Source organism: Spongiibacter sp., from assembly GCF_041602295.1.
Lineage (GTDB): Bacteria > Pseudomonadota > Gammaproteobacteria > Pseudomonadales > Spongiibacteraceae > Spongiibacter.
The window spans coordinates 1-3,733 of record NZ_JBFIGO010000165.1; the positions used below are offsets into that span (position 1 = coordinate 1).

The following is a 3,733-nucleotide window of genomic DNA, read 5'->3' on the forward strand; positions in this document are numbered from 1 at the left end:
AAACCCTCAGTGCAAACTGCCGTCAGTGGGGCATCCGGGAATTTGCATTGAGCGACCCCCGCCAGGGTATTGTCCATGTTGTGGGTCCAGAGCAGGGTATTATTTTGCCCGGCATGACCATGGTTTGCGGCGACTCCCATACCTCTACCCACGGCGCCCTAGCTTGCTTGGCTCAGGGTATCGGCAGCTCTGAACTGGAGCACGTGTTGGCCAGTCAGTGTTTGCTGCAGAAAAAGTCAAAGAATTTACAGGTACTGGTCGACGGTGAGCTGCCCCCCGGCTGCACGGCCAAGGATTTGGCGCTGCATATTATTGCTCAGCTGGGCAGTGCCGGCGGCGCCGGCTATGCCATTGAATACGCCGGCGAAGCGGTCGAAAAACTGAGCATGGAGGGCCGCTTTACGCTGTGCAATATGAGCATTGAGGCCGGCGCTCGCACCGGTCTGGTGGCCTATGATCAGAAAACAGAAGACTATGTCTGTGGTCGTCCGTATGCGCCGCGCGGCGCCGATTGGCAGCTGGCGCGCCGCCACTGGCAGCAATTGCGCAGCGATGCCGGCGCGCGGTTTGATCGCCAGCTACATGTCGACGCCGCCGAGGTGGCGCCGCAGATCACCTGGGGCACCAAGCCCGAGCAGGTGATTGCTGTCGGCAGTCGCGTGCCGCTGCTGAACGAGGCCCGCTCGCCGGGGCAGCGCGAAGAGTGGCGTCAGGCCATGGCCTATATGGGGCTGACTGAAGGACAGTCGCTGGCGGAATTGACGCTCGACCAGGTGTTTATCGGCTCCTGTACCAATGCCCGTATCGAAGATCTGCGCGCCGCCGCTCAGGTGGTCGCCGGTCGGCGGGTATCGCCGCAGCTTAAGCGCGCCCTGGTGGTGCCGGGTTCGGGTCTGGTAAAAGCCCAGGCCGAGCGCGAGGGGCTGGACAAGCTGTTTACGGCTGCAGGCTTCGAGTGGCGCGATGCCGGTTGCTCAATGTGCAATGCGATGAACCCTGACTACCTCGGCCCCGGCGAACGCTGCGCGTCGACCTCTAACCGCAATTTCGAGGGCCGCCAGGGCTATCGGGGCCGCAGCCACCTGCTCAGTCCGGCGATGGCTGCGGCCGCGGCTATCGCCGGTCGCTTTGTCGATGTCCGCAAGCTAGCTGGCGTCTAATTCCGCAGCACTTTTTAACTCCAATTTCACTTCTTCGGCAATCGCGTCACGGCTGGTGGGGCGCAGCCGCTGGCTCAACTCAAACAGGCTGGCGCTGAGCGCCGGTACAAACAGCAGGGTGACGGTGCTGGCTAGCAGCACGCCAAAGGCCAGCGACAGCACCATGGGTATCAGGAAGCGCGCCTGAATACTGCCTTCCAGCATGATTGGCATCATCCCGGTAAAAGTGGTTAGCGAGGTTAGCAATATCGGGCGAAAGCGGTCGCAAGCGCCCTGGACAATCGCCTCGGAGATCGCCATGCCGCGATCGAGCAGGCTATTGATGCGGTCGAGCATGACCAGGTTGTCGTTGACCACCACGCCGGCCACCGCCACCACGCCGAGCATTGAAAACATACTGACTTCACGGTCGAATAGAATGTGGCCGATGATCGCGCCCATCAGGCCAAAGGGGATGGCGGAGAGTACCAGCAGCGGCTGCCAGTAGGAGCGAAATACGATGGCAAACAGGCCGTAGATCAGCACCAGTGCCAGCAGGCTCATTTGCAGTAACTGCGCGACAAAGGTCTGCTGTTGCTGCTGCTGGCCTTCGCGGCGAACTCTGCTGCCGGGGTAGAGTTGACTCCAGTGCGGGGCATCCTGTTGCAAGATGGTCTGGGTGACTGCGGCCGGATTGAAACCCTCGGCAATCTCAGCGGTGACGGTGGTGGCCAGCAGGCCGTCGATGTGACGTATTTCTTTCAGTGCGCGGACAAACTCCAACTCTGCCACGCTTCCCAGCGGCACGACAGTGCCATTGGCCGTGCGAATTTTGTGTTGCTCTAGCTGGTCGATCTGGCGGCGCTCCTCGCGGGGGTAGCGCAGCATCACTTTGACATCTTCCTGGCTGCGGGGAATGCGCTGTACCTCCTCGCCGTAATAGCCCTGGCGCAGCTGACCAATTACATCATCGACGCTGATCCCCAAAGTCTCGGCGCGGTCTTTGAGCCGCACCCGCAGCTCGGGCAGTTCGTCGTTGAGTCTGTCGCGTATATCGTAGACGCCGGGGAACTCCGCCAGGCGGCGTTGCAGGTCGGCGGACAGCTGGCGCAGCTGCTCGCCACTGGTGGCACTCAGCTGCAGTTCAATGGGCTTGGCGATTGGAGAGATGGTCGATTGAATCACGTAGTCGCGCACCAGTGCGGTTGAACCGATCTTTTCCAGCCACTGGGCTTTCAGCCAGTCGATGTCAAATGGGCGCAGCTCGACATTGAGTAATTCCATCGACAGTTGCACGGTTTCACCGTAGATCACGCTTTCCAGGTGCCCGATGTATGGCCGCTCGCTGTCGTTGTTAATTTCTTCCTTGAGCTGCTGGGCGGCACGTTCAACGCGACGGCCGAATTCCATAGTCTGGCTGAAGGGGCTGCCCTCTTTTAGCGCGAAGCGGGCCTCGATCAGGTCCAGCGGCACAATGGGAAAGAAACTACTGCGCAGCCAGCCGCCAAACAACAGCGAGCTGACGATGAGTAGCAGCGAAATAAATACGGCGATGGTCATGCTGCGATAGCGCAGGCAGCGCAGCAGCAGCGGGCGGTACAAGTTGGCGATTAACCATTTCAAGCCGGCGTCAACCTGCTTGCGGGCGAATGCTATGGCGCGCAGGACGCGGTATTTCGCCGGTTTTTCAGGCTTCATATGTGCCAGGTGGGCAGGCAGAATCAGCAGTGAGTCGACCAGTGAAAAACTCAATGCCACCAGTACCACAACGCCGAGATTGTAGGGCTCGGCCATGTCGGGTGGCAGGTTTAAGAACGGCACAAAAAATATCATGGTGGTGATGACGGCAAACACCACTGGCTTGCTTACCGCGGCGGTTCCTCGGTAACTGGGCTCCAGGCCGCGACCATCTTGGGTCTGATGGGTGTAAACAGACTCGCCAACGATAATGGCGTCGTCGACGACAATGCCGAGAATCATGATAAAGGCAAACAGCGACACCATATTCAGGCTGATGCCGACTAGCGGCAACATCCAGATGGCGCCGAGTAGGGCGATGGCGATGCCGGAGCACACCCAAAATGCCAGTAGCGGTCGAAGAAATAGCAGGAGAATAATGTAGATCAGAATTAGGCCGCCAAAGCCGTTACTGATCAGGGTGTTGAGCCGCCCGCGAAATTCCCGCGACTGGTCGCGCCACACCTCCAGGCGAACACCGGCCGGTAGCTGGCTGCTGACCTCCTCGACAAAGGCGTGGGCGGCGGCGCTGGTTTTAATAATGTCGGCGGACTCGGCCACGTAGATATCCAGCGACAGGCTCGGTTCGCCGTCGAAGCGGCTGTACAGCGGTTCTTCGACAAAGCCGTCGCGAATGGTGGCGATCTCACCGAGCAGCACCTGGCCGCCCGAGGCATGGTTGATAATCGGTATGCGGGCAAAGTCCTCGCCTCGATAGGATTGCCTGCGCGCCTGTATTTGAATGTCGCCGCTGCTGCTGCGAATGTCGCCGGCCGACAGGTTTAGGGAGGCGCCGCGCAACACATTGGCAATGTCGTCAAAACTGAGTTGGTATTCTTCAAGGGTGGCCGCGGCAA

The 3,733-nt window shown here is 59.9% G+C and carries 2 protein-coding genes; one reads left to right on the top strand and one right to left on the bottom strand.

What is annotated here, in order from left to right; genetic code table 11:
- Positions 1 to 1,160, top strand: a 1,160-nt coding sequence (leuC, locus tag ABYM29_RS15140; RefSeq protein ID WP_372865628.1) for a 3-isopropylmalate dehydratase large subunit, incomplete at its 5' end; no start/stop codon positions are given.
- Here the strand turns inward: leuC and ABYM29_RS15145 are convergent.
- Positions 1,146 to 3,733 (bottom strand): efflux RND transporter permease subunit (locus ABYM29_RS15145; RefSeq protein WP_372865629.1); only part of this gene is annotated, 2,588 nt, incomplete at its 5' end. The genes leuC and ABYM29_RS15145 overlap by 15 nt on opposite strands.